Source organism: Lentzea roselyniae (genome assembly GCF_039537795.1).
GTDB classification, from domain to species: Bacteria; Actinomycetota; Actinomycetes; order Mycobacteriales; family Pseudonocardiaceae; genus Lentzea; species Lentzea atacamensis.
This window is the reverse complement of record NZ_BAABBE010000009.1, coordinates 247,679-269,406: the sequence shown is the minus strand read 5'-3', so window position 1 is coordinate 269,406 and position 21,728 is coordinate 247,679. Positions and strand designations below refer to the sequence as shown.

At 69.3% G+C, this 21,728-nt stretch carries 23 protein-coding genes; 16 read left to right on the top strand and 7 right to left on the bottom strand.

Features of this window, described 5'->3' with window-relative positions:
- Window positions 1-32: 32 nt before the first annotated feature.
- The 5 genes from ABFX45_RS18720 (at window position 33) to ABFX45_RS18700 (ending at window position 5,103) form a co-directional block, all read left to right on the top strand.
- Window positions 33-1,748 (top strand): S8 family peptidase, encoded by a 1,716-nt coding sequence (locus tag ABFX45_RS18720; protein WP_346131410.1) that lies wholly within the window; start codon window positions 33-35, stop codon window positions 1,746-1,748.
- A gap of 114 nt (window positions 1,749-1,862) precedes the next feature.
- Window positions 1,863-2,765 carry a LysR family transcriptional regulator gene (locus tag ABFX45_RS18715; protein ID WP_211337463.1) on the top strand — a complete coding sequence of 301 codons (903 nt, stop codon included), beginning with the start codon at window positions 1,863-1,865 and terminating at the stop codon, window positions 2,763-2,765.
- A 74-nt stretch (window positions 2,766-2,839) separates the two neighbouring features.
- Window positions 2,840-3,835, top strand: coding sequence for a YeiH family protein (locus ABFX45_RS18710; RefSeq protein ID WP_211337462.1), 996 nt, complete (start codon window positions 2,840-2,842; stop codon window positions 3,833-3,835).
- A 21-nt stretch (window positions 3,836-3,856) separates the two neighbouring features.
- On the top strand, window positions 3,857-4,405 hold the full coding sequence (locus ABFX45_RS18705; RefSeq protein ID WP_112228108.1) for a cysteine dioxygenase family protein: 549 nt from the start codon (window positions 3,857-3,859) through the stop codon (window positions 4,403-4,405).
- A gap of 56 nt (window positions 4,406-4,461) precedes the next feature.
- Entirely contained in the window at window positions 4,462-5,103 is a 642-nt protein-coding gene (locus tag ABFX45_RS18700; protein ID WP_346131406.1) for a hypothetical protein, read from the top strand.
- Here ABFX45_RS18700 and ABFX45_RS18695 read toward each other — a convergent pair.
- Both ABFX45_RS18695 and ABFX45_RS18690 read right to left on the bottom strand, forming a co-directional pair.
- Entirely contained in the window at window positions 5,090-5,221 is a 132-nt protein-coding gene (locus ABFX45_RS18695) for a hypothetical protein (protein WP_346131404.1), read from the bottom strand. The two genes, ABFX45_RS18700 and ABFX45_RS18695, sit on opposite strands and share 14 nt — an antisense overlap.
- A gap of 57 nt (window positions 5,222-5,278) precedes the next feature.
- A complete protein-coding gene (locus tag ABFX45_RS18690) occupies window positions 5,279-5,893 on the bottom strand; it encodes a TetR/AcrR family transcriptional regulator (RefSeq protein ID WP_346131402.1) in 615 nt (204 codons plus the stop codon).
- Between the two features lie 72 nt (window positions 5,894-5,965).
- Between ABFX45_RS18690 and cysD the strand changes: the two genes are divergently transcribed.
- From cysD to ABFX45_RS18660, 6 genes are read left to right on the top strand one after another with little or no spacing between them, the layout of a single operon-like run.
- Window positions 5,966-6,853, top strand: a complete 888-nt coding sequence (gene cysD, locus ABFX45_RS18685) for a sulfate adenylyltransferase subunit CysD (protein WP_346131400.1) — start codon at window positions 5,966-5,968, stop codon at window positions 6,851-6,853.
- Window positions 6,853-8,634: an adenylyl-sulfate kinase gene (gene cysC / locus ABFX45_RS18680; RefSeq protein ID WP_346131398.1), complete on the top strand. Its 1,782-nt coding sequence runs from the start codon at window positions 6,853-6,855 to the stop codon at window positions 8,632-8,634. Before cysD ends, cysC begins: the two co-directional genes overlap by 1 nt.
- 58 nt (window positions 8,635-8,692) lie before the next feature.
- Window positions 8,693-9,751 carry a DUF1214 domain-containing protein gene (locus ABFX45_RS18675; RefSeq protein WP_346131397.1) on the top strand — a complete coding sequence of 353 codons (1,059 nt, stop codon included), beginning with the start codon at window positions 8,693-8,695 and terminating at the stop codon, window positions 9,749-9,751.
- On the top strand, window positions 9,748-10,899 hold the full coding sequence (locus ABFX45_RS18670; RefSeq protein ID WP_109638504.1) for a sulfotransferase family protein: 1,152 nt from the start codon (window positions 9,748-9,750) through the stop codon (window positions 10,897-10,899). The genes ABFX45_RS18675 and ABFX45_RS18670 overlap by 4 nt, the downstream gene beginning before the upstream one ends.
- Complete coding sequence (locus tag ABFX45_RS18665) at window positions 10,899-11,678, top strand: SDR family oxidoreductase (protein ID WP_109638697.1); 780 nt, start codon at window positions 10,899-10,901, stop codon at window positions 11,676-11,678. Before ABFX45_RS18670 ends, ABFX45_RS18665 begins: the two co-directional genes overlap by 1 nt.
- Complete coding sequence (locus ABFX45_RS18660) at window positions 11,675-12,148, top strand: SRPBCC domain-containing protein (protein ID WP_109638503.1); 474 nt, start codon at window positions 11,675-11,677, stop codon at window positions 12,146-12,148. Before ABFX45_RS18665 ends, ABFX45_RS18660 begins: the two co-directional genes overlap by 4 nt.
- Here ABFX45_RS18660 and ABFX45_RS18655 read toward each other — a convergent pair.
- The gene (locus tag ABFX45_RS18655; RefSeq protein ID WP_146231650.1) at window positions 12,115-12,645 is read right to left on the bottom strand and encodes a hypothetical protein; all 531 of its coding nucleotides are present in this window, start codon (window positions 12,643-12,645) and stop codon (window positions 12,115-12,117) included. The genes ABFX45_RS18660 and ABFX45_RS18655 overlap by 34 nt on opposite strands.
- Window positions 12,646-12,650: 5 nt before the next feature.
- Window positions 12,651-13,619, bottom strand: coding sequence for a patatin-like phospholipase family protein (locus tag ABFX45_RS18650; RefSeq protein ID WP_346131393.1), 969 nt, complete (start codon window positions 13,617-13,619; stop codon window positions 12,651-12,653).
- A 244-nt stretch (window positions 13,620-13,863) separates the two neighbouring features.
- Between ABFX45_RS18650 and ABFX45_RS18645 the strand changes: the two genes are divergently transcribed.
- Window positions 13,864-16,836, top strand: coding sequence for an AfsR/SARP family transcriptional regulator (locus ABFX45_RS18645; protein WP_346131391.1), 2,973 nt, complete (start codon window positions 13,864-13,866; stop codon window positions 16,834-16,836).
- On the opposite strand, the gene ABFX45_RS18640 is transcribed toward ABFX45_RS18645, so the two are convergent.
- Window positions 16,818-17,717 (bottom strand): RNA polymerase sigma factor, encoded by a 900-nt coding sequence (locus ABFX45_RS18640; protein ID WP_109638695.1) that lies wholly within the window; start codon window positions 17,715-17,717, stop codon window positions 16,818-16,820. The two genes, ABFX45_RS18645 and ABFX45_RS18640, sit on opposite strands and share 19 nt — an antisense overlap.
- A gap of 66 nt (window positions 17,718-17,783) precedes the next feature.
- Here ABFX45_RS18640 and ABFX45_RS18635 point away from each other — a divergent pair, with 66 nt between their 5' ends.
- The 3 genes from ABFX45_RS18635 to ABFX45_RS18625 all read left to right on the top strand — a co-directional run bounded on the left by ABFX45_RS18635 (window position 17,784) and on the right by ABFX45_RS18625 (window position 19,936).
- A complete protein-coding gene (locus tag ABFX45_RS18635; protein WP_170155065.1) occupies window positions 17,784-18,860 on the top strand; it encodes a S8 family peptidase in 1,077 nt (358 codons plus the stop codon).
- A 208-nt stretch (window positions 18,861-19,068) separates the two neighbouring features.
- Window positions 19,069-19,563 carry an RICIN domain-containing protein gene (locus ABFX45_RS18630; RefSeq protein ID WP_109638499.1) on the top strand — a complete coding sequence of 165 codons (495 nt, stop codon included), beginning with the start codon at window positions 19,069-19,071 and terminating at the stop codon, window positions 19,561-19,563.
- A 28-nt stretch (window positions 19,564-19,591) separates the two neighbouring features.
- On the top strand, window positions 19,592-19,936 hold the full coding sequence (locus ABFX45_RS18625) for a hypothetical protein (RefSeq protein ID WP_346131387.1): 345 nt from the start codon (window positions 19,592-19,594) through the stop codon (window positions 19,934-19,936).
- A gap of 1 nt (window position 19,937) precedes the next feature.
- Here ABFX45_RS18625 and ABFX45_RS18620 read toward each other — a convergent pair whose 3' ends face one another.
- Window positions 19,938-20,609 carry a hypothetical protein gene (locus ABFX45_RS18620; protein WP_346131385.1) on the bottom strand — a complete coding sequence of 224 codons (672 nt, stop codon included), beginning with the start codon at window positions 20,607-20,609 and terminating at the stop codon, window positions 19,938-19,940.
- Window positions 20,610-20,719: 110 nt separating this feature from the next.
- Between ABFX45_RS18620 and ABFX45_RS18615 the strand changes: the two genes are divergently transcribed.
- Window positions 20,720-21,037, top strand: a complete 318-nt coding sequence (locus ABFX45_RS18615) for a hypothetical protein (protein WP_346131383.1) — start codon at window positions 20,720-20,722, stop codon at window positions 21,035-21,037.
- Here the strand turns inward: ABFX45_RS18615 and ABFX45_RS18610 are convergent, their stop codons facing one another.
- Complete coding sequence (locus ABFX45_RS18610; RefSeq protein WP_109638495.1) at window positions 21,038-21,649, bottom strand: TetR family transcriptional regulator; 612 nt, start codon at window positions 21,647-21,649, stop codon at window positions 21,038-21,040.
- Window positions 21,650-21,728 lie beyond the last annotated feature (79 nt).

Sequence of the window (21,728 nt, the reverse complement as noted above, 5' to 3'; positions counted from 1 at the left end):
GGCATCGCCCGCTAGGGAGTGTTGGAGGAACAGTGTTCTTGCGTTCACGATCACGCCTGCGCACCGCGGTCATCGCCGCGGCCGTGGGCGCCGGTGTCCTGGTGGCGGCCACCCCCGCCGCCGCGGCGCCGCTCGCGGGCACGCGCTCGTACCTGGTCATCACGGCGCCGGGCGCCACGAGCGGTGCCACGTCGGCGATCACGAGCAACAGCGGCACGGTCTGGGCCACGTACGACGCGATCGGCGTCATCGTCGCGCACTCGGGTGCGGCTGACTTCGCGAGCCGGATGCGTGCCGTCACCGGTGTGCAGAAGGTGGGCGCCACCCGCACGTCGGACATCCCGGCCGAGGCGGCCAGCCTGCCGTTCCCGGTCGAGCCGACGCGGGTCGGCCCGGCCACGTCCGAGCCCCTGCGCTCGGACATGACGCAGATCGGCGCCGACAAGGCGTGGGCGGTCAACCAGGGGTCGGCGACCGTGACGGTCGGCGTGCTCGACACCGGGGTCGACGACCTGCACGACGACCTCAAGGCGAACTTCGACGCGGCCAACTCCGCGTCCTGCGCCTACGGCAAGCTCGACACCCGCGCGGGTTCGTGGCGGGACACCGACACCCACGGCACGCACGTCGCGGGCACGATCGCGGCGGCCAAGAACGGGCGCGGCGTGGTCGGCGTGGCGCCGGGCGTGAAGATCGCCTCGGTGCGCATCGCGGAGAAGCCGTCCGGGTACTTCTTCCCCGAGAACACCATCTGCGCCATGGTCTTCTCCGGTGACCGCGGCTTCGAGGTGACCAACAACAGCTACTACACCGACCCGTGGCTGTTCAACTGCCCGGACAACGCCGACCAGGACGCCATCCTGGAGGGCGTGAAGCGCGCCGTGGCCTACGCCGAGGGCAAGGGCGTGCTGAACGTGGCCGCGGCGGGCAACGAGAACTACAACCTCGCGAACAAGACCCGCGACAGCAAGAGCCCCAACGACTCCACTGTGGTCACGCGCAACGTCACCAACGCGTGCCTGAGCGTGCCGACCGAGGTGTCCGGTGTCGTCAGCGTCTCGTCGATCGGCTCGACCAACAACAAGTCCTTGTTCTCCAACTACGGCACCGACAAGGTCCACGTCGCGGCGCCGGGTGAGAGGGTCTACTCGACCGTCCCCGGCGGCGGGTACGGCTCGAAGGACGGCACGTCGATGGCCGCCCCGCACGTCGCGGGTGTCGCCGCACTGCTGAAGTCGGTCAACCCCACGGCCACCCCGGCGCAGCTGCGTCAGCTGCTCGCCACCCAGGCCGACGACCTGAGCTGCACCGACACCCGGTGCTCCGGCACCACGGCGAAGAACAACTTCTTCGGCGAGGGCCGCGTCGACGCGTTCGCCGCGGTCGACACCGGCACGCCTCCCGGCAACTCGTTCGAGAACACCGCCGACGTCGCCATCCCGGACGCCGGCACGGCCGTGAGCAGCTCGATCACGGTCTCGGGTGTGGCGGGCAACGCCCCGGCCACGCTCAAGGTCGACGTCAACATCGTGCACACGTACCGCGGTGACCTGGTCATCGACCTGATCGCCCCGGACGGCACGGCGTACCGGCTGCAGAACTCGAGCAACGACAGCGCCGACAACGTCGTGCAGACGTTCACGGTCAACGCGTCGAGCGAGGTCGCGAACGGCACCTGGAAGTTGCAGGTGCAGGACGTCGCCCGCGTCGACACCGGCTACATCAACTCCTGGAAGCTGACCTTCTGATGGCGTCGCCCGAACCTGATCGGGCGAGTTCGCGGTCAGCTCGGCCGACCTTCTGAGAACACCCACCTGATCGGCCGTCCATCGCGGGCGGCCGATCAGGCATATGGTGCGGAAGTGCTCGATACCCGCCAGCTGGAGGTGTTCGCGACCGTCGCCAGGACGGGCTCGTTCAGCGCGGCCGCACGGGAGCTGCACTGCACCCAGCCGGCGATCAGCCAGCAGATGCGGGCACTGGAACGGCACGTGGGCGGGCCGCTGTTCGTCCGCACCGGACGCGGGCTGACTCTCACCGAGGCCGGCCGCATCCTCGCCGAGCGCGGCACCGCACTGCTGGACCAGCTGGCCGCGACGCACCAGCAGATCAGCGCGATCGCGATGCACGACATCGGCACCATCCGCATCTGCGCGTTCCCCAGCGCCAACGTCTCGCTCGTGCCGGTCGCGGCGGCCATTCTCGCGAAGGAACGTCCCCAGCTGCGGCTCGAACTGGTCGAGGAGGAGCCGCCGGAGTCGTTCGCCCTGCTCCGCAGCGGCACGGCCGACGTGGTGATCAGCTTCAGCTACCGCGGTGAGCCGCAGGACGAGGCCGCCGTCGCCGGGATGCTGCGCGTGCCGCTCATGCGGGAGCCGCTCGCGTTGCTGCTGCCGGCCGGGCATCGGCTCGCCGGTCGCGAACGGGTGTCGCTCGCCGAGACCGAGGGCGAACGCTGGATCGCCGGGTGCCCGCGCTGCCAGCGCGCCCTCCACGACGCCTGCGCCGAAGCCGGCTTCGCCCCCGACATCACCTGTTCCACCGACGACAACCTGGCCATCCAGAGTCTCGTCACCGCAGGGCTGGGCGTCGCGCTCGTGCCCCGGCTGCTGCTGTCGTTCCTGCAGCACCCCGGCCTGACCACGGTCGAGGTGGAGTCCAGCGCGGAACGGGAGACCGCCCTCTACACGTGGCCCGACCTGATCCGCCTGCCGCTGATGCGCGCCACGGTGGACGCCATGGTCACGGCGGCGGCCACCGCCTGACATAAGCGCGACTTATACCCACCCAAGGAATGGGCCTCTTCTCCCCATAGATCACCGGGGTCATGGTTGCTGTCATGGGCAGCATCCGGACAACGCCGCGCGCGACCGACTCACCGGTACCCGGCCTGGCCGTGGTCGCCGGTGGTGTCACCGTCGCGATGTTCGCCGCCTGGATGCTGCCCTCTGTCAGTGCGCTTACCGTGGCGGTGCTGCTCGGCGCTGTCGTGGCCAACGTCGTGCGTCTCCCCGCGTCGCTCAGCCCGGGGTTCAAGCTCGCCGGACGGCGGCTGCTGCGCCTCGGCATCGTGCTGCTCGGGCTGAAGCTCGTGGTCAGGGACGTGCTGGCACTCGGTTACGAGGTGCTGGCGCTGGCGGTCGTCGCCGTGGTGGTGACGTTCGCCGTGACGCGCTGGCTCGGCAGGGTGCTCGGCGTGGGCGAGGGGCTGTCGTTGCTGATCGCCACCGGGTTCTCGATCTGCGGCGCGTCGGCCGTCGCCGCCATGAACGGCGTGCGGGAGCAGGACGAGGAGGACGTCGCCAGGGCGCTCGGCCTCGTCACCCTCTTCGGCACCGTGGCGATGTTCAGCCTGCCCGCGCTGCACCCGCTCACCGGCCTGTCCCCCGCCGGCTACGGGGTGTGGGCCGGCGGAAGCGTCCACGAGGTCGCCCAGGTGGTCGCCGCCGCGGGACCGGTCACCGGCGCCCTCGCCATCGCGGTCGCGGTGAAGCTGACCAGGGTCGTGCTGCTGGCCCCGATGCTCGCCGCGGTGAGCATCAGCGAACGCCGCAGGTTCCCGGACGCCGGCAAGCGCCCGCCGATCGTGCCGTTGTTCGTCGTGGGATTCCTGGTCGCGGCCGCCGTGCGCGCCACTGACGTCCTGCCGGACGCGGTGCTGTCGCTCGCGACGTTCGTGGACAACCTGCTGCTGGCCGCCGGCATGTTCGCCCTGGGCACGGCCGTGCGCCTGCGCTCTCTCGTCCGCTCCGGCCTGCCCGCGCTGACGCTGGGCCTGCTGTCCACGGTCCTGATCGCCGCGGTGGCGCTGGCCGGCGCTCTGTTGATCACGTGACCCAGCGAAGGAGTCACCGCCATGCCTCGTCTGCTCTCCCCCACCGCCGCACTCCTGGTCGGCGACATCCGCGAAGCCGTGACCGCCGGAGGTGACGACGCCACCGTCGCCGCACGCGTCGCCAGGGCCCTGACCGGCCATCTCGCCGACCGCGGCCTGCTGGACCGCGACCACCGGGAACCCGACCCGAACCACTACCGCCAGCACGTCCTGCACGTCGAGCCGGACGGCAGCTTCTCGGTGGTCGCCCTGGTCTGGCTGCCGGGTCAGGAAACGTGCATCCACGACCACGTGTCGTGGTGTGTGGTCGGCACGTACGTCGGTGAAGAAGAAGAGACCACCTACCGGCTCGCGGGCAACGGGCTGATCCCGTTGCGGGTGAACCGGACCCCCGAAGGCGTGGCGTCGTACCTGGTGCCGCCGGGCGACATCCACAAGGTCCGCAACAACTCGTCGTCGGTGGCGATCTCGATCCACGTCTACGGAGCCGACATCGGCGTGCTCGGCACCAGCATCCGGCGCAGGTACGACCTTCCGGTCGTGCCCCGGCCACGTGACGAGAGCCATTAAGACGAACATCGGCCCGGCGGCTAACCAAGGTCCACGCTCAGAGCGATAGCACGGTCGTGGAACCCGATCTGTGGTCGACGGCCTCCGCGGCTCTCGGCGCGCACGAACACGACCAGGTGCTGGCGCGGCTGGCGGGCACGGTGGTGCAGCCAGGCCAGACCGAGCGACTCGCCCGCGGCGAGCGCGACGTCGTGTACCTGCTGCCCGACCGGCTCGTGCTCGTGCGGCCCGACCCCTTCTGGACGGGTTCCTACGAGCGGAAACAGGTCGTCCGCATCATGTTCGTCGCAGGTCACGTCCAGTTCGACCTGGCGGGCGGCGACAGCGTCGAGTTCTGGATCGACACCGCCCTCGCCGAGCCGGAACCGTTCGTCGAGCAGGCTCAGACCTGGCTCGCGCCGCGGAAGAGCTCGTCCGGTGGTGCCGTGATCGCGTTCGGCCTGGCGATCGTCGTCGCGCTGCTCTTCGTGACCGGACCGCTGGACCTGATGCCGCGGGACGACCGGCTCACCGTCCGTTCCACCTGCAGCGACTTCCTGCGCGTCGGCCTCGACGAACAGGTCGAGCTGCTGAGACGGCTCTTCGGTCAGGTCGGCAGACCCGACGAAGCGGACAAGCCGGCCACGCTCGACGCCTCCCGCCGGCACTGCGGCGAGCACAGCGGCGCCACGCTGGACTCACTCGTCACCGGGCGATGACGCCCCGTTCGATCGCACCGGTCGCGAACTCGACGAGGTGCGCCGGCTTCACCCGGTTGCTGCGTGCGCCCTGCAGCAGCAGGTCGACAGACCCGACCAAGCCGACCAAGCCGACCACACGACGGCTCCCGCCAGTACTACGGCGAGCACGGCGGCGCCACACTGGACTCACTCGTCACCGGGCGATGACGCCCCGTTCGATCGCACCGGTCGCGAACTCGACGAGGTGCGCCGGCTTCACCCGGTTGCTGCGTGCGCCCTGCAGCAGCAGGTCGTCCGCCAGCCCGATCAGCGAGTCCCACACCCAGTGCGGCAGCGCCGGGTCATCGATCAGCGTCTGGCCGCTCGCCGCCGCGGTCTCGCTCAGCGCCCTGGCGAGCGCCTTGATCGTCTTGCGGTAGTCCTGCGCGGACCCGGTGATCTCCTTGCCCCTGCGGCCGCCGGAGAGCACCTTCGCCTCCCACTGCGCCGCCGACCGCCCGAACCGGCGCCACAGCTCGGTGACCTGGGGCTCGATCTCGCGCAGCACACCCGCGATGCCGAGGCTCCTGTCGAGGTTCGCGAGCGTGTGCTGCAGCTCGTCCAGCCGCCGTTCCATCAGCGCCGCGAACACGTCCTCCTTGCCGGAGAAGTACTGGTACACGGTGCCGGAACTGACTCCCGCGCCCACCGCGATCGCTCGCATGGTCAGACCCGCGTAGCCGCTCTGTTCGAGGATCAGCTCGGCCGACGACAGGATGTCCCGCCGCCTGCCTTCCGCGTCACCCCAGGCCGTTTGCTCGGTGCTCACAGCGGGATCCTATGTTGAACAACGTTCAAAAGCATATTGAACGTTGTTCAGGTTCATTGCTACCGTCGGTGCGTGGACCACCTCGACCGGCTCGAAGCCGACAGCGTCGACATCTTCCGCGAGGCGGTCGCGGAGAGCGAGCGACCGGTGTTGCTGTACTCGATCGGCAAGGACAGCTCGGTGCTGCTCCACTTGGCACGCAAGGCGTTCTACCCGTCGAAGCCGCCGTTTCCGTTGCTGCACGTGGACACGACGTGGAAGTTCCGGGAGATGATCGAGTTCCGCGACCGGACGGCCGCTGAGCTCGGGCTGGAGCTGATCGTGCACCGCAACCCGGAGTGCGTGGCGCTCGGCATCAACCCGTTCGACCACGGTTCCGCCCGGCACACCGACCTCTGGAAGACCCAGGGACTGCGCCAGGCGCTCGACGAGCACCGGTTCGACGTCGCGTTCGGCGGCGCGCGGCGGGACGAGGAAGCCTCCCGTGCCAAGGAAAGGGTGTTCTCGTTCCGGACCGCGCAGCACCAGTGGGATCCGAAGAACCAGCGGCCGGAGCTGTGGCGGCTCTACAACACGCGGGTCGCACCCGGCGAGAGCATCAGGGTGTTCCCGCTGTCCAACTGGACCGAGCTGGACGTGTGGCGGTATGTCGAGCGCGAGCGGATTCCCGTGGTGCCGCTGTACTTCGCCGCCCAGCGGCCGGTCGTCGACCTTGACGGCATGCTGATCATGGCCGACGACGACCGGATGCCGCTGTCCGAACCGCCGCGCCAGGAACTCGTCCGTTTCCGCACGTTGGGTTGCTATCCGCTGACCGGTGCGGTGCGCAGCGAGGCGCGGACGGTCGCGGAGATCGTCGAGGAGATGCGGGCCGCGACCACGTCCGAACGGCAGGGGCGGCTGATCGACCACGACCAGAGCGGGTCGATGGAGCGCAAGAAGCGGGAAGGCTACTTCTGATGGAACTTCTGCGGTTCATCACCTGCGGCAGCGTCGACGACGGCAAGAGCACGCTGATCGGCAGGCTGCTGTACGAGTCGAAGCTGCTGTACGCGGACCACCTCGCCGCGCTCGAAGCCGATTCCCGGCGGGTCGGGACGCGTGGCGGTGAGCTGGACTTCGCGCTGCTCGTGGACGGGCTTGCCGCCGAACGCGAGCAGGGCATCACGATCGACGTCGCGTACCGGTTCTTCGCCACGGAGGCGCGGAGGTTCATCGTCGCGGACACACCAGGGCATGAGCAGTACACGCGCAACATGGTCACCGGCGCGTCCACCGCCGATGCCGCGGTGATCCTGCTCGACGCGAGCAAAGGTGTGCTCAGCCAGACGCGCCGGCACGCCCGCATCGCGTCGTTGCTGGGCATTCGGCATGTCGCACTGGCCGTGAACAAGCTCGATCTCCTGAGCTACTCGCGGGAGGCGTTCGAGAAGGTGCGCTTCGAGTTCACGGAGTTCGCCGCCGACCTGGGTTTCGCGGAGATCACCTGTGTGCCGATGTCCGCGACCGAGGGCGTCAACGTGGTCGGGCACAGCGAGCTGACGCCCTGGTACGACGGGAAAACCCTGCTGCAGTGGCTGGAGTCGGTGGTCGTCACCCCCGAGGAGAACGGGCCGTCCCGGTTCCTCGTGCAGTGGGTGAACCGGCCGGACGCGACGTTCCGCGGCTTCTCCGGGCGGGTGCTGCGAGGGACTTTGCGCCAAGGCGATGAAGTCCGGGTGTTGCCCGGTGACCGTGCATCCACTGTGGAGCGGATCGTCACGATGGACGGCGACTTGACTGAGGCCCTCGCGGGATCGTCGGTCACGGTCGTGCTCGCCGATGACGTGGACGCGAGCCGCGGTGACGTGCTGGCCTCGGCAGCGGATCCGCCGAGGGTGGCCGACACGTTCCAGGCGCATCTGGTGTGGCTGAACGAGGCCGGCCTGTTGCCCGGCAGGCACTACCTCGCCAAGATCGGCGCGCGCACCCTCGGATTCACCGCCACGAAAGCTTTGCAGCTCAACGAGATCGGCGTCGACAGCGTGCACTTCGACGCGCCGGTGCCGTTCGAGAGCTACCGCACCAACCGCGACCTGGGCTCGTTCGTGGTGCTCGACCGGCTGACGAACGCCACGGTCGGCGCGGGGATGATCGATTTCGCGCTGCGGTCGCCGAACCTGCGCTGGCAGACGCTGACCGTGGACAAGCAGGCGCGGATCGAACGCAACGGGCACCGGCCGTGCGTGGTGTGGCTGACCGGCTTGTCCGGCGCGGGCAAGTCCACGATCGCCGACCTGGTCGAGAAGGCCCTGCACGCCGACGGCAGGCACACGTTCCTGCTGGACGGCGACAACGTCCGGCACGGGCTGAACTCCGACCTCGGCTTCAGCGACGCCGACCGCGTCGAGAACATCCGGCGCATCGCCGAGGTCGCCGCGCTGATGGTCGACGCCGGGCTGATCGTGCTCGTCTCGTTCATCTCGCCGTTCCGGGCCGAGCGGGCGCTGGCACGGAGCCTGGTCGCCGAGAACGAGTTCTGCGAGGTCTTCGTGGACACGCCCTTGGAGGTCGCCGAGCAGCGTGACCCGAAAGGCCTCTACGCACGGGCCCGGAGGGGCGAGCTGACGAACTTCACCGGCATCGACTCGCCCTACGAACCACCGGAGAACCCCGAGGTGAGGCTCGACACCACGGAGCTGAGCCCCGAGCAGGCCGCCGAGGTCGTGGTGGCCAGACTGCGCGCGCTCGGCATCTGTTGAACGTTGTCCAGAATCGGGTATGTTCAGCTAGAACACGTTCTAAATTCGGGAGGGTTCCGTGCCGGATCAGGCGTGGTCGCAGTTCTGCCGGGCGCTGGAGAAGGCCGGTGAGGTGATCTGCGCGGACGGGGCACCGGACACCCCGCTCGACCGCGCGGAGGGCTACCGGTACCTCGCCAGGCTGACCCGCGAGATGCTGTACTCCTGCCTGGACAACGCCGATCCCGACTTCCCCCGGTTCCACCAGCTCGACCTGGTGAAGATCGGCGCGGACAACCCGGACAACGTCTACCTGTCCGCGAACATCCGCGGTGACCGCACCTACCGGATCACCGGGACGCGCGGCAGCATCGCGTACTTCAGCATCGGCTCCAAGGCCAACCGGTACGCCAAGGACGGCACGATGGCGTCCACCGGTGAGCTGTCCGACGCCGACCTGGTGATCGAGCCGGACGGCACGGTGGAGATCATCGCGAGCGCGGTCCGCCAGGGCACCAACTGGCTTCCGCTGGCCCCGGACTCGACCGGCCTGGTGGTGCGCCAGACCTATCTCGACCGCACGACCGAACAGCCGGGCGAATGGCACGTCGAACAGATCGGCGGACCGGCCGAACCCGCGGAGCTCACCCCCGAGTTCCTGGCGAAGGCGCTGCAACGGGCGGCGCTGTCCGTGCACGGCACCGCGGCGACGTTCGCGCACTGGACGCGGACGTTCATGGCGCGCCCCAACGAGCTCCCCGACTTCGGCCAGGAGATGTTCCAGCGCGCCGGCGGCGATCCGGAGATCTTCTACCTGCACGGGTACTGGACGCTGCGCCCCGGCGAGGCGTGGGTGATCGAGACCGGCGTACCCGAGTGCCCGTACTGGAACTTCCAGCTCGGCAACTGGTGGATGGAGTCGCTCGACCACCACCGCAGGATCACCGTGAACAAGCACACCGCCGTCCTGGACACGGACGGCCGGCTGACGATCGTGGTGGCGGAACGGGATCCGGGCGTCGCGAACTGGATCGACACGTGCGGGCACAGCTCCGGCACGGCGTTGCTGCGCTGGCTCGGCGCCTCCGAACACCCGATCCCCAAGTGCCGCGTGGTTTCCCTGGAGGAGATCCGATGACGGTCACGACCGCGCTGAACGTCCCGGAGCTGATGGACAAGGCCCGCGCGAAGACAGGGCTCTCGGACTTCGGTGACGACTGGTTCCGCGAACCGCTGGACGTGCTCGTGACGAGCCTCAACACCGAGGCCGCGCTGTCACCGCCGGGCTTCGAGCTGACCAGGCACCGGCTGACCGCGTTGCTCTGCGACCGGCTGCGGCTGCGCGCGTGGCAACGCGAACACCCGGCGGTGCTGGACGAGGAAGTGCGCGTGGCCGCGGAGATCTGCGGTCTGCCGCGCACCGGATCGACCCTGCTGCACCGGTTGCTGGCCGCGTCGCCCCAGGTCACCTCGACGCTGTCGTGGGAGGTCGCCTACCCGATCCCGTTCCCGGGCGAGGGACCGGACGCGGCGGTGCGCAAACGCCGTGCCCAGGAACGCATGCAGATGTTCGCGCAGCTCTCCCCCGACTTCGGCGACCTGCACACGGTCGTGTGGGACGGGCCGGAGGAGGACGTGATCCTGCTCGACCGGACGTTCGTATCGATGAGCTACGACTCGTTCTACTGGGTGCCTTCGTACGGCGACTGGCTGCGCTCCGCCGATCAGTCGAAGGCCTACGCCGAGCTGCGCGAGTGGCTGCAGGTGTTGCAGTGGCAGAACCCCGCTCGCGCCGGACGCCCGTGGGTGCTCAAGTCACCCCACCACCTGACCGCGGTCGACACCGTGTTCGACACGTTCGCCGGCTGCAAGATCGTGATGACGCACCGCTCGCCCGCCAACGCCGTGCCGTCGTACGCCTCGATGGTGCGCGCGATGTCGTCGCAGTACAGCGAAAGCGTCGACCCGGTCCGCATCGGACAGTACTGGTCGCGCCGGTTCGCCAGGACGTTGCGGGACTTCGCCTCCGCCAGGGAGGCGCGCCCCGACCGGTTCGTGGACGTGCGGTTCGCCGACACCGTCAGCAAACCCGTGGAGGTCGCCCGCAACGTGCTCGACGCGCTGGGCCTGCCCGCCGGCCCTGCCGACGACGCGGCGTTCGAGGCCTACCTGGCGCAGAACCGCACCGAACGGCACGGCTCACATTCCTACGCGCCAACGGACTTCGGGCTGTCCGAGGACCAGCTCCACCGCGACTTCGCCTTCTACTCGGAGGTCTACCTGTGATGCTGCAAGACGAGGTCGTGGTGATCACCGGCGTCGGCCCCGGTCTGGGTTCGAAGCTCGCCACCCGCGCCGCCGCCGAGGGCGCGAAGGTCGTGATGGCCGCCCGCTCAGCCGACGTGATGAAGCAGGTGGAGAAGGACGTCACGGCGGCCGGTGGCGAGGCCGTCGGTGTGCAGTGCGACGTCCGCAGGCCCGAGGAGGTCGCGCACCTGGTCTCGACTGCGGTCGACCGGTTCGGGAAGATCACCGGGCTGGTGAACTCGGCGTTCGGGCATCCCGGTTTCTCCGACCTGCTGGAGACCCCCGAGAAGGCGATCCGCCGGTCGATGGACATCATCCTGTACGGCGCGTTGAACGTGACCCGCGAGGTCGTGCCGCACATGAAGGCGGCCGGGCGCGGTTCGATCGTCAACATCGGCACCATGACCACGCGCAAACCGATGCGCGGCGAGGCCGGTTACGCGGTGGCGAAGTCGGCCATGGCGACCGCGACCCAGTTCCTCGCACTGGAACTCGGCCAGCACGGCATCCGCGCGAACCAGGCGATCATGGGGTGGCTGGACGGTCCGGGGGTGCGGTTCTACCTCAAGTTCACCGCGGAGTCGCGCGGGGTGAGCGAGCAGGACGTGTACGACGAGATCGCCTCGCGGAACCCTCTCGGCCGCATCCCGACCGACGAAGCCTGCACGGGCGCGGTGCTGTTCCTGTTGTCCCGGTGCGCTTCCGAGGTCACCGGTGCGGTCCTGGACGTCAACGGCGGGGAGTACATGCCGGCATGAGCTACCTCATCGAGTCGGTCACCGTGGAGATCGAGGCACCCGCCGAGCTCGTCTGGGGCGTGCTGCTGGACTACCCGAACTATCCACAGTGGAATCCGTACACCCTGGCCGTGGACACGACCCTGGCCGTCGGCTCGCCGATCGACCTCACGCTGCCCAAGCCCGACGGGAGTGAGGGCACGTGGGTCAGCCGCGAGTACATCCGCGTCGTCGAGCCGCCGCGGTTGCTGCGCTACGACACCGGTGACACGTTCCCCGGCCTGCTCGGCACGCGCGACCAGGTGATCACCCCGCTCGGCGCCGGCCGGTGCAGCTACCGCACGTTCGAGACGTTCACCGGCAAGTACGCCGAGGCGGTGTTCGCGGCACAGGGCGAGTACGTCAAGAAGGGATTCGACTCGGTCGCGCACGCCCTGCGCGACCGGGTGCACGTCGTTCAGCTGGAACCTGACGGGTTTCCCGGCGGCTGAACCGAACCGGTCGCGACGACAGGCCAGTCCGCACTCGGATCCTTGTGCTCACCGGTGTGGCGGGACCGTTTGGTCATGACCCGTTCGACGGCCTTGCCCCCGAAGTAGAACCCGAGCATCACCAGCATGAACGTGTTGAAGCTGTCGTAGACGTGACGCCCGAACCCGTTCTGGTCGTTCATCATCGTGACGAACTCGGTGTTGAAGGTGGCCGAGACGAAACCGAGGTACAGCACGGTGAACGCGCCCATCACCGCGGTTCTGATGTCCCGGTGGTCGGTGAACAGGACGATGAAGGTGCACAGGCTGGTGGCGGGCAGCGCGACCGCCAGCCCGGCGACGCCGATGCTCGTGCCGAAGAACCAGAACGACGAGGCGACACCCGCCACGAGCAGCCCGATGTTGACCGCGACGAGCAGGACCGCCGCGTGGGTCCGGAAGCCGCCCTGTTCGTTCCTCGAGGAGAACACGTCCCCGGCGCCCGCCGATCCGTTCACCTCGATCACCCCGCGAGCCGGTGGCCGGAGGACGTGCTGTCCAGGAACTCGTGGGCTGCCCGCCGCCCGTTCTCGAGCAGCGTCTCCTGGTCGGCGCGGGAGATGCCGAAGTCGGTGGCCGAGATGTTCATCGTGTCCACGAACATCGTCCGGCGGCCGACGCCCTCGCTGTCGAGCCGGTGCCGGTTCCAGTCACCGGTCAGCGTCCGCAGGCAGCCGGCCGCGATGCCCGCCACCGTGCGAACGGGACGGTCATGGCCGGCCACCGGGCGGCCGGAGAGCTTGACGCCCCAGGTGGGCCACCGGGCGGATCGGCCGTCGGTGCGGTCGAACACCGTGATCGGGAAGTTGGCGAGCAGGCCGCCGTCGACCCACGTGCAGGTTCCTCGCCCCGTCGTGACGTGGACCGGCCGGAAGTAGAACGGGATCGCCATCGAAGCGCGGACGGCGTCCACGACGCTCTGGTCGTCCGCGTTCAGGCCGTACAGCGCGTAGTCCCAGGGCAGGCGCACCAGGGCGCGGCGTGAGAGGTCGCTCGCGTGCACCACGAGCGAGTACTTCTGGTGGTCCTCCAGTGAACCGCCTCCGTCGGGGCAGCGGAGATCGGCGAACGTGCGCACGCCGACGCCCGCGAGCAACGGCGTCAACCACTCCACGAGGTGGTCACCGTCGTGGGATCCGCCGTGCACGAAGGCGGACAGGGCGTCGCCCACCACGCCGGTCGCCCGCTGCGGCCAAGGTTCGTCCGCGAACCGGCGGTAGTCCACCTCCCGCATGACGTCGGCGAGCTCCCACAGGTTCTTTCCCTCTTTTTGGTACGCGGCCACCAAAGCCGCCACTATCGCGCCCGCACTCGTCCCGGCGATTCGCTGGAACCGATATCCCGCGTCGGCCAGCACCAGCACCGCGCCGAGCAGCGCGATGCCCTTCACTCCCCCGCCTTCCAGCACGAGGTCCACCGATTTCTCGCTCAACTCGACACCTTTCCCCGCTGCGAATGGCACTCAACCCGCAGAGAGGTCTGCGAAGAGGCACCTGATACGCCCGCGCCGCGGCGGCCTCGGCCAGCACCCGCGTGGTAACCCTTCGTGACCGATCCGGGGGGACGGCGATAGGCCGAACGGTTTCCGCGCTGAAAATCTTGATTACCGCCGAAATACCCGCCCCTGATGCCGCGATATCTTGAGTGGCACCTGTTGGGGTGGGCGAGGTAGCGCAATGACCATGCCGGATGCACCGATGGCGTTCCGCCTGCTCGGCGACGTCTCAGTGAGCGTCCACGGCCGGCGGCTGGAAATCGGTCCCCCGCAACAAAGAACTGTCCTCGCCTGTCTCGCGCTCGAAGCCGGCAGGCCCGTCTCCCTGCAGACACTCGGTGATCGGTTGTGGGGTCTGGAACAGCCCGCTGGGGCCCGTGCCTCGCTGCACGCCCACCTGACCCGGATCCGTCAGATCCTCGCCGCTGGAGCCACCGCCGCGGGCGTGGACGTGAAGCTGGAGCGGCGGACGGGCGGGTACGTGCTCGAGGTCGACCGCGACTGGGTCGATCTGCACCGCTTCCGCAGACTGGCCCGCGCTCCCTGTGACACGGACCACGAACGGGTGACATCGCTGCGGTCCGCACTCGACCTCTGGCAGGGCAGGCCTCTCGCCGGGACGTCGGGCAGCTGGGCGGCGCGGATCAGCGAAACCCTCGTGAAAGAACACCTCGACGCCGTCACGCTGTGGGCGGACGCGCTGACCCGCCTCGGCCGTGCGGCCGAGGTCGTCGGGCCGGTGCGCGAGGTCGTGACGGAGCACCCGCTGGCGGAGCCGCTGGTCGCCGCCTTGATGCGGGCGCTGGCGCTGTGCGGTCGCGACGCCGAGGCGCTCGAGCTCTTCACGTCGGCGCGGTTGCGGCTGGCCGACGAGCTCGGCATCGATCCGGGACCGGAACTGCGCGCGGTGCACGAGGCGTTGCTGCGAGGCGAGATCAGGAACACGGCGCCGGCCCGGGAGCACCTGACGGCGGAGGTTCCCGCACAGCCCGCCCGCCGGGTACCCGCGCAGCTGCCCGCCGACGTGTACGCCTTCACCGGACGCGAGCACGAGCTGTCCACCCTGGACGAGCTGCTGGACGAGGCCGGTGGCACGTCGACCGCCGTCGTCGTCTCGGCCGTCTCCGGCACCGCGGGCGTCGGCAAGACCTCCCTGGTCCTGCGGTGGGCGCACCGGGTGCGGGACAGGTTCCCCGACGGTCAGCTCTACGTCGACCTTCGGGGCTACGACGCGGAACGGCCGCTGTCCGCCGCGGACGCGCTGACCCGCTTCCTCTCCGCGCTCGGCCTCAACGGCAGGGACATCCCGCTGGACGTCGACGACCGCGCCGCCAGGTACCGCACCGAGCTCAGCGGGCAGCGGATGCTCATCCTGCTGGACAACGCGGCCACCGTGGGCCAGGTCCGTCAGCTGCTGCCCGGCACCCCCGGCTGCCTGGTCGTGGTGACGAGCAGGGACTCGCTCGCCGGCCTGGTCGCCCGGCACGGCGCGCGGCGGCTGGACCTGGACCTGCTGCCGCTGCGGGACGCCGTGCAACTGCTCGGCAGGCTGATCGGGCATCGGGTGAGCGCGGAGCCGGAAGCCGCGGAGGCACTGGCCGAGGAGTGCGCCCGGCTCCCGCTCGCGCTGCGCGTCGCGGCGGAGCTCGCGGCCGCGCGGCCGGCCATCCCGTTGTCCGTCCTGGTCGAGGAGCTGGAGGACCAGCAGAAGCGGCTGGACCTCCTGGACGCGGACCTCGATCCGCGCACCGCTGTGCGCGCGGTGTTCTCCTGGTCGTACCGGAACCTCGCCGAGGACGCGGCCGCGACGTTCCGCCTCCTCGGTCTCCATCCGGGACAGGACTTCGACGCGCACGCGGTCGCCGCGCTCGGCGGCACCAGCCTGCAGGAGGCGCGGCAGCTCCTCGACCGCCTCGCCCGTGTCCACCTCGTCCAGGCGCAGCGCCACAACCGCTACGGCATGCACGATCTCCTGCGCGCCTACGCGAGCGACCTGGCCGTCGCCATGAACCCGCCGGCCGACCGGCACGCGGCGATCACCCGGTTGTTCGACTTCTACCTGTCGACCGCGGCGGCGGCGATGGACACCCTCCATCCCGCCGAGCGGCATCGGCGACCGCACGTCGAGGTGCCGTGCAGCCCTCCTCCCGTGTTCGCCACGACCAAGTCCGCACAGGACTGGCTGAACGACGAACGGGCCAACCTCGTCGCGGTGTGCGTGCACGCCGAGGCCCACGAGTGGCCCGCGCACGCGGTCAACATGGCGAACACCCTCTTCCGCTACTTCGACGCCAGCGGCCTCAACGCCGACGCCTACAAGATCCACCGCCTGGGCCGGCAAGCCGCCGTGCGGATCGGCGACCACGGCGGCGAGGCACGGGCACTGGTCAACATCGGTCTCGTGTACTGGCACCAGGGCCTGCTCGATCAGGCGGAGGAACACCTGCGCCTCGCGCTCGGCCGCTACGCCGACGTGCACGACGACATCGGACGGGCGTGCGCGCACAAGAACCTCGGTGTCGTGCTCTGGCGCAGAGGTGATCTCCAGGAAGCGACCGAGCACCTCATGGAGGCGCTCGTCATCTACCGGCGCCTCGTCGACCCGCTGGGGCAGGCGGAGGCGCTCGGCAACCTCGGCCTGGTGCACCAGAGCCTCGACCAGCTCGACCTGGCACTGGCGCACCACCAGCAGGCGCTCACCCTGTTCGAGCGGATCGGGTACCGGGTCGGCGAGGCCTACGCGTTGAACGACCTCGGCATCGTGCACCTGCGCTCGGGTCAGCCTGCCGAGGCCGCCGAGAAGCTCCGCCGTGCCCTCGACCACTTCCGGCGCATCGGTGAGCGGGCCGGCGAGACCGAGGCGCTCAACGGTCTCGGACAGGCCTTGTGTGCCGCTGGTCTGCTCGACGACGCGGAGGCGCGGCACACGGACGCGCTCGCCGTGGCGAGCACGATCGGCGACCGGTACGAGCAGGCCCGTGCACATGCCGGCCTCGCCGCGGTCCGGGAGGCGGTCGGCGACCTCGACCGGGCCCGCGGCCACCGGGAGACGGCGCTGGCCGGCTACACCAGCCTCGGTGTGCCCGACGCGGACGCCGTGCGCGCCCTGCTGACGCCCGTGGGCGAGCCCGGCGATCAGAAGGTCGGCTGGTAGGCGCTCCACACCGGCGCCTGACGCAGCCGCAGCAGGATTCGCTGCCTGGTCGGTCCGATGGAGCCGGTCGCGATGCCGAGCATCTCGCTGATCGTCGCGTAGGGCGTCGGCGGATCGGAGAACAGCAGCGCGAGCAACCGGCGATCCTGGTCGGTCAGGCCGGCGGTGGCCTCGCGCAACAGGATCCGCTGTTCCTCGGCGAGGATCTCCTCGTCGGCGGACGCCTCGGCCGGGTGCGCGACGATCTCGTCGTCGAGCGACGTGTCATGTCTCATCTCCTTCAGGAGCAACAGACACTGCCGCCGGGTGGTCGTCCGCAGCCACGCGGACAGCGCCGCCGGCTCACGGATGCGCGAGATGCCGAGCAGCAGCCGCATCCACACCCGGCTGCACACGTCGTCGGAGTCCGCCGTCCCCAGGCCGTACTCACGGCAAACAGCACGCACGAGCGGGGTGTACGACCGCACAATGTGGCTCCAGGCGATTTCGTCGCCCTGCACCGCATCCCTGACAAGATTGCTGATGGACATCGCTTCGCGCATGACTTTCACCCTCAGACGGAATATCGGCCTCTCGTTGGTCACCAGTCCGTCAAGGGTTGTGCGCGCGTCATGCAATTCTCTTGTCGCGGCCTTGTCGCCGCATTGTTCTGCGCTGTGTGACAGCGGCGTCACTGCCGGTTCGCTGGACCGGTACACCACCTGTTCGTGCGTATCACGCTGTCCAGAAAGGAGGTCATAGTCGATGCGACCGCCAGGCCGCACGGATGTGGAGGTGTGCAAACCATGACGAACGCCGGCACGATGTCGGACGATTTCCCTCGTGAGAGCGACAGGGAGATTGTCGTCGATCTCCCCTACGTGGATCTCGTAACCGAACATCTTTCAAATTTCGACTCCGGCGCAAGACCTCACCCGGACAAGCACAGCGCCGTTCTCGGGCTCGGTGTGATCAGCCTGCCGGGTCTCGAGAACGCCGCCTCCACGCTCCGCGCACTTCGCGAGGAACGCCAGGCGCGCGGGGAGCACAGCAGGTTCGATCGAGGCACACCACCCGAGACCGACCTGGACGAGATCCTCCACGAGCTCCGCAGGACCTTCCGCGGCAAGCACAACGGATGGGCGCCCGAGATGGGCAAGAACCGCACCGTCAAGGCTGTGCACGGCACCCCGCACATCGGTGGCGACACCTACCCGCTGAAGGTGGAGAACGCCTTCGAACTGCCAGAGAGCTCGAGCCATCCGAAGGTCCAGGTCGGCCTGATCGACACGAAGGTCTATCCGCACCCGCAGTTCGCGGGGCGGCTGATCGCGGCCGGGAGCGCGCTCCTACCGGCGAGCGAGGACAAGGACGACGTGTACAACCACCTCGACATCCACGGCACGTTCTCGGTGGGACTGATCCTCCGCGAGGCGCCGGAGGCGTCGGTGATCGTGGAGGCGGTGCTGAACCACGACGGCGCGAGGGCCACCGTCTGGGACGTCGCCATGGCCATGACGCGCTTCGCCGACCGCGACGTGAGCGTGCTCGTGATGCCGCTGGTGTGTCACACGGACGACGGCGAGCCGCCGCTCGTGCTGAAGCGAGCGATCGACCTGTTGCGCAACAAGGTCGTCGTGGTCGCCGCCGCGGGCAACCACGGGCGGCAAGACCCCGTCAAGGGCGTCGAGCAGAACAACCGGCCCGGCTTCCCCGCCGCCTGCGATGGAGTCATCGCCGTGGGGTCGGTGGGCAGGAACGGGGCCCCGTCCGACTTCAACCCGCGGGACGCCGAGTGGATCGACGTGTTCGAGCTCGGAGAGCAGGTGCTGAGCACCTCCGTGTGCGGAACCGTCAAGTACACGGTGCCGATGGGCTGCATCCAACCGCCGAGCAACCCCGTCGTGTTCGAAGGAACCGCCCAGTGGACGGGTACCTCGTTCGCGGCGACGACCGTCGCCGGCAAGATCGCGGCAACGATGATCGCCACGGAGCAGTCCGCGTTCGACGCGGTCGGGGAACTGACGGGCGGACGCGGAGTCTGATTCGGCCGGTCCCGGCGACGAGTCGCCGGGACCGGCTGATTTCAGGCGGTCGAACACGAGCGAGCCGGGCTCCAGCCGGTGATCACCGAGATGAAGGGGAAATGAAGTCCAGGCGAACTTGATCAGCTGGTGTTGGAGCACCCCTGACGACGTTTGTAACGTCGCAATCACGGGTCGCTCGACCCGACCGATCACACTGGGGTGCGATTTGCGTTACAGCAGAACGGTTTTCGCCGCACTGACGGCTGTCGGTCTCACCGCGTCGATGGCTCCGCAGGCCAGCGCGGCGACCTACTACAACATCGTGAACTTCAAGAGCGAGAAGTGCATGTCCGTCGAGGGCGGCGGCAGCACCACCAACGGCGCCAACGTCATCCAGTGGAGCTGCAACGACGGCGGCGAGCAGCTCTGGTACTGGTCCGGCAGCCAGCTGAAGAACCGCAAGAGCGGCAAGTGCCTCTCGGTCTCGGGCGGCGGCAGCACGGCCAACGGCGCCGAGCTGATCCAGTGGACCTGCAACGGCGAGCCCGAGCAGTCCTGGGACCACCGCTCGAGCGGCTATCTGTACAACGGCAAGAGCGGCAAGGTCGCGTCGGTCTCCGGCGGCGGCAGCACCGCGAACGGCGCCAAGATCGTGCAGTGGTCGGCCAACGGCGGCGGCGAGCAGGGCTGGTACTTCGACGCCCGCATCATCGACGCCTGATCTCTCTCACCGGAACTGGGGCCACATCATGCTTCTCAACGCTGCCAAGAAAATCGGCGTCGTCTTCGCAACCGTCGCCGGTGCGATCGTCTTCGCCGCCTCCCCCGCGTCTGCCGCCCAGCAGTGCGCCGACCTGCGCGGCCCGGAAGGCGGCACGCTGCCGCTGTGCAAGTCGTGGGTCTGGGACGGCAACGACTACGACGGCAGGTGGTGGACCGACGGTCCGTCGTCGCTGCCCTCGCACACCTATCTGCAGCGCTCCGAGGACGGCTCGGTGAGGAACTCGAGCTTCTCGGGCAGCTACTCGGACGTCTCGAAGATCGCCTTCCGCCTCTGCGACAGCCTGAGCGGGCGTTGCTCCAGCTGGTGGTGATCTAGCGGCGCTCTCTCGCCGGCCAGGCGAGAGAGCGCCCGCCCACCGTCCACCATCCGAACAACACCACCGCCGCCACGCCCCCGTGCAGCACGGTGATCAGCGTGGCCTCTTTAAGCACGCCCATGAACACCCATCCGAACGACAGCAGCAGGAAACACGGCACCACACCGAGCTTTCCGGCACGCCACCCCCCGATCGCGAGCAGCACCGCGCCCACGATCGACCCCGCCGACGCCGCCACCGGAACCCGCCACAGCCCGTAGGAAAGGTCCACATAGGACTCCATCGCGAACGCTGCGGCCCGGTCCAGTCCCATCCGGTCGACCAGCACGAAGGCCGTCAGGTCGATGCCGGAGAAGTACAGCCGCGCGAACAGCGACGCCACCAGCACCGCTCCACCGGCGAAGGCGAGGCGGCCGCCGATCTCCCGCGCGAACACGATCACGGTGGCGCACAACAGGATCGACGCAAGGGCGAACAACGCGTACCCGGCCGTGACCAGCTCCGGCTGTCGCGCGTACGCGGCCAGTTGCCCTGGCGCGGCGAACGGTTCGGCGTCGAAGCGCGCCCGTTCCGCCACGGTGAACCCTGCCGTCTCCACCCCGAGATGCCGCACGAGCAGTGCGGCGAACCAGACCAGCGGACCGATCGCCAGTGCCAGAACCCTCATGCCCCGCAACGCTAGGAAGCCGGAGCGTTGCTCACATCGGACCACGGTCCGATGTGAGGGTGCGTAGTTGTACTGATGCCGCCGGCGCGGCGTGCGCGCAAGCTCGAAGCATGACCGAACTCGACCGCGGCCGGGTCGCCGCGCTGGCCGGCTTCGCCGTCCCCGTGATCCTGCTCGCGTTGACCGTCGTCGCCTTCCTGCACGACTTCCTGGAGCCGATCGGCTGGCAGGGCGGCGAGTACGCGTACACGTTCGTCTGGATCGCCCTCGGCTCGGCGCTGGCAGGCGTGGCGGTCAGGACCGCCGCTCCGAACCCGTGGCGGTCGATCGGCTCGGGACTGGCCTGGGCGGGCGCGACCGGACTGGTGGTCGTGGTGGTGCTGGTGACGGTGTTCCTCTGGGCGCTCACCGGCTGGAACCCCGCCTGATCACCCGGCGGCGGCCTGGGAGAGGCAGCGCAGCACGAGGCTGAGCGTCGTGGCCAGCTGTTCGCGATGCCCGTCGAGTCCTGCCTGCGTGACGCCCTCGACCGAGGCCTGGGCGACGTCGTCGGTCGCCACCTTCAGCACGGCGCTCATGGCGGCGGCCTGGACCTTCACCTCGATCGCCGTGGGCGGCAGGTCCAGCCGCTTCGCGAGCACGTCCGCCAGCGCGTCCTCCGCCCGTTCGCGGAGCATGAGGTAGGCGGCGCGCAACGCGGGTTCGCCGTGGGTCAGCCGCACCACCTCGAGCACGGCCTCGACGTCCTCGTCGCTCGCCGAGTCCAGCACCGGTGTGTAGGCCTCGCGCAGGTGGTCGATCAGCTCCAGCTCCGGCGGCCAAGCCCGCAGCACCACGCAGAACGCGTCGACCATCTTGGTGAGCAACGGCTCGACGCAGCTCTCCTTGTGCGGGAAGTAGCGCCAGAACGTGCGCTCGGAGACGCCGGCGGCCTGGGCGATCTGCTCCCCGGACGTCGCGGCGACGCCCTGCTCCGCGAACAACCGCACCGCGTGGCGCGAGATGTCGAGGCGCTGCCGCTGACGTTGCTCGTCGCTCACCGGCGGCCGTCCTCGGCGAGGCTTTTCGGTGGCAGCGTCCGTCATCGGGCGATTTAAGCACGCCACCCGTCGAAACTTT